The sequence below is a fragment of the Frankia sp. CeRuru1 genome (assembly GCF_977966315.1).
Genome location: NZ_CDWWEW010000236.1, coordinates 919 through 4,330, shown reverse-complemented (window position 1 = coordinate 4,330; position 3,412 = coordinate 919). Strand labels below are relative to the sequence as shown.

At 65.3% G+C, this 3,412-nt stretch carries 4 protein-coding genes and 1 pseudogene; all 5 read left to right on the top strand.

What is annotated here, in order from left to right; translation table 11 throughout:
• Positions 1-391, top strand: a pseudogene (locus AC08OP_RS16385) (copper resistance protein CopC); the annotation flags it as partial.
• 171 nt (positions 392-562) lie between these two features.
• Positions 563-1,375, top strand: a complete 813-nt coding sequence (locus AC08OP_RS16380; protein ID WP_476614997.1) for a ferritin-like domain-containing protein — start codon at positions 563-565, stop codon at positions 1,373-1,375.
• 106 nt (positions 1,376-1,481) lie between these two features.
• Positions 1,482-2,153 carry a PaaI family thioesterase gene (locus tag AC08OP_RS16375; protein ID WP_476614996.1) on the top strand — a complete coding sequence of 224 codons (672 nt, stop codon included), beginning with the start codon at positions 1,482-1,484 and terminating at the stop codon, positions 2,151-2,153.
• Positions 2,154-2,206: 53 nt separating this feature from the next.
• Entirely contained in the window at positions 2,207-2,467 is a 261-nt protein-coding gene (locus AC08OP_RS16370) for an acyl carrier protein (RefSeq protein WP_462188678.1), read from the top strand.
• Positions 2,468-2,483: 16 nt separating this feature from the next.
• Positions 2,484-3,412, top strand: a 929-nt coding sequence (locus tag AC08OP_RS16365; protein ID WP_476614995.1) for an acyl-ACP desaturase, incomplete at its 3' end; no start/stop codon positions are given.

Here is a 3,412-nt window from a genome sequence, read left to right as displayed (position 1 = left end):
CGGGGCTGTCGTGCTGGGGATCACGGCTGGGTTGGTGAACATGGTACCGGGACGTACCAGCTATTCACCGCCGTTCTCCGACACCACCTTCGCGGGTCCGATGACGGTGAAGGTGCGGGTCTCACCGACGCGGGTGGGCGCCCAGACCCTGGACGTCCACGCCACGGGCCCGAGCGGCAAACCGCAGAAACTGGTGGAGGCCAGTGCGGCGTTGTCGTTGCCGGCCGCCGATCTCGGCCCCTTCACTGTTCCGCTGAGCCTGGCCGCGCCGGGCCATGCGCGGAGCGACGGGATCCGGGCGCCGTTGCCCGGTGAATGGCAACTTCGGCTCACGCTCCGAGTGAACGATTTCGACCAGTACGTGACAACCGTGTTCTACCAGGTCCGATGAAGGACTCGTGAACGATGAAGGGCTCGTGAACGCTGGGCGGCGGTAAGCGCTTCCGCGATAGCTGATCGGAATGGTTCGATTGGCGTGTGATATCAGGGTTGTAATGATCGGTCAGGCAACCCATGGTAGAGCGGCAAAGGCCTGCGAGGGAAGCTCAGAAGGAGTCCATCCATGCCGACCGCCACCGCTGACAAGTCCCATAGCTTCGATGTTTTCCAGCACTACGAGCGCCTCCAGTGGAAGGTTTCCGACCTCGGGCTGGAAAACGTCCGTCGTGACCTCGTTCATCCCGTTTACATCTCGCTTGTCAAGGGCGTTGTCATGGGCGAGGCGACGTCTCTCCCCGGGCTGCACGGTTTTCTCAGCGAGTTCCACGACGACTACGACTGCTCGGCCTTCGTGGCCATCTGGGCCTACCAGGAGCTTCAGCATCACTACGCCTTCCGTGCTTGGCTCAAGGCGGTGGGCGTCCATATCGACCAGGACAAGATCGAGGCTCTGCGTGAGCCGTACGAAGCCGGTATCACGCCGAGTGCGACCCTGACCACGAACGTGATCTCCGAGATCATCGTTAACACGGTCTACCGGGCGATGTCGGAGTGGGTGGAGGAGCCCGTGCTGGCCGACCTGTTTCTCCGCGCGAGCCGCGACGAAGCAGGGCACGCCCGCGAGTTCCTCTTCTACTTGAAGCGTCGCCTGGAACTCCACCCGCACGAGCTGAGGTCAGTCCTGGAAAGGATTCATTTCTACGTTACGAGCCCGCGGCTCAACCACCCGGTCGGTGTCTACAAGCATCAGCGCGTCGAGGAGATGCGGGGGCACGAGACCGTCGACGACGTGATCGATGTCTATCTCCAGTTCTCTCCGCCGGATGCGCTGGAAAAGCTCCAGGCCAAGCTCCGGCGCATGCTCGGAACAGCGGTCGGCCGGGACCTGAGCCGGAACTCCGGCATCCGCCACGCGATGGCTGAAATAGTGGCCTGATGCGTCGAATCTGAGAACGTCGTTCCAGACCCGATCGGATGCGGGGGCGACGCGCGACGACGGCGGCGCCCCGGATCACGTGCGACGCCGTCGGCAGGGGCGCGCCGTGACCGATTCCCTGCCGGAGGAACCGATGCACATTCACCCGACCGCTCCCTCCCAATCCTCGGCCGACGAGGAATACCTGCCGGTGCCCTGGGCGGTCCTGGAGAGCTACCGCTGCTTCGGCTGCTCACCGCACAATGCAAACGGCCTGCGCCTCCGCTTCGCCTTCCGTCCCGACGGGATCGCCACCCGCTTCAGGCTGGACCGCACTCACGAGTCGTACCCGGGGGTCGTGCACGGCGGTCTCATCGGAGTCATCTGCGACGAAACCATGGGAAACCTGATCGTTCTGCGAACAGGCCTCACCTCCTTCACTACCGGTATGCGGCTGCGGTACGTCACCGCGATGCGGGTGAACACCGACTACCAGTGCGTTGCCCGCCTACAGGCCGACGCGGCTGAGCCGGTCTCCAACCCGACGGGCGGTCCGACGGGCAATCCGACGGGCGCGGGCGGCCTGGTGCGTGCCGAGGCCGAGATCCTCGACGCCGCGGGCAGTCTAGTGGCTGCGGCGAGCGCGACCTACCGTCCGACATCGATGAACATCGCGCGGCAACGCCTGGACCTGCGACCGGACGAGTTCGACCGTGTCGCGGAAGCCATCACCGCGGCCCAGGCTGCTAGCGCGGCCCAGGCTTCCAGCGCGGCCCAGGCCGCCGGCGGCCAGGGCTGAGTAGTCCCTCTCACGCGCCTCAACCGACACGGCGAATGACTGAAGGAGTCATGATGACACCCTCCCGCGCCGAGATTGTCAGTACTGTCACCGCCATCCTTGCTCGCGAGCTCGGGATGCCAGCCGACGCGCTCACTCCCGACCTCGACCTGCGGGCCGTCGAAGGCGCGGACTCGGTGAAGGTCCTGGTCATGATCTCCCGCATAGAGCGCACGTACGATATCGAGATCGAGGATGAGGACGTCTTCACCCTGAGCTCCATCAACGACGTCGTCCGTATCGTGCTCGCGGCGCTCGAGACGGCGGCGGTCTGACAACAGGAGAATCATCGTGACCGTATCGAACACCGTTATATCATATACCTCTGCTCCGGAAGCGGGGCAACGCCGCCCTGCCCGGTCCGACGGCCCTTTTGCCCGTCCGGTGCTGCCGCCGCTGCTGCCCGCCTCCGACCTGGCGGCGGCGGTCACCGCGTTTCATTCTGCCGGGTCCGCCGCCCGCCGGTGGGACGTCGAATCGGCCTTCCGGTGGGACGAGGCCGAGGCCGACCGGCTCACCGAAGGCCAGCGCTCAGCGGTCCGCTTCATCACCCTGATCGAGGACCATCTCCCCGGCTATTTCGGCCTCTACGAGCGTGCGTTCCCGCTCAACTCCGACGTTGACCTGGAAACCTTTATCCATAACCGTGAGCTCTACCATTTCACGGTACGGTGGGCCCAGGAAGAGGACAGCCACGCCCGGGCCCTGTTCCGCTACCAGGTCGCCGCCGGTATCGCCGAACCGGAGGAACTGCGTCGGGAACTGGCGGCCGAGGGCCGCAAGAAATTCGATCTGCCACTTGACCACGCGGTCTCGTTGTTCGCCTACGCACTCGTGCAGGAGAAGGCGACGCAGCTCTATTATCAGCAGCTACGCACCGTGGCCGGCGATCCGGTCCTGGCCGACGTCCTCACCCGACTCGCCCGCGACGAGTCGCGCCACTTCGCGTTCATGGCGGATGTGGTCGAGCGGTACCTGCGCCGGGAGGGCGACGCCGTGGTGGAGCCAATCCGCGAGGTCATTGCGACCTTCCGGATGCCACTGGCCGACACCATCCGCGGCTACTGGCGATGGGCACTGCGGATCAGGGAAGTCGCCCACTACGACCACACGGACGCCTACGCTCACCTCATCCGGGTCGTGAACCGCGCCGTCGACGCCCGGTCCGACCGGGTGAATGAACTGATCACCTTTATCGACGCATGCCGGACCGCCCCCGT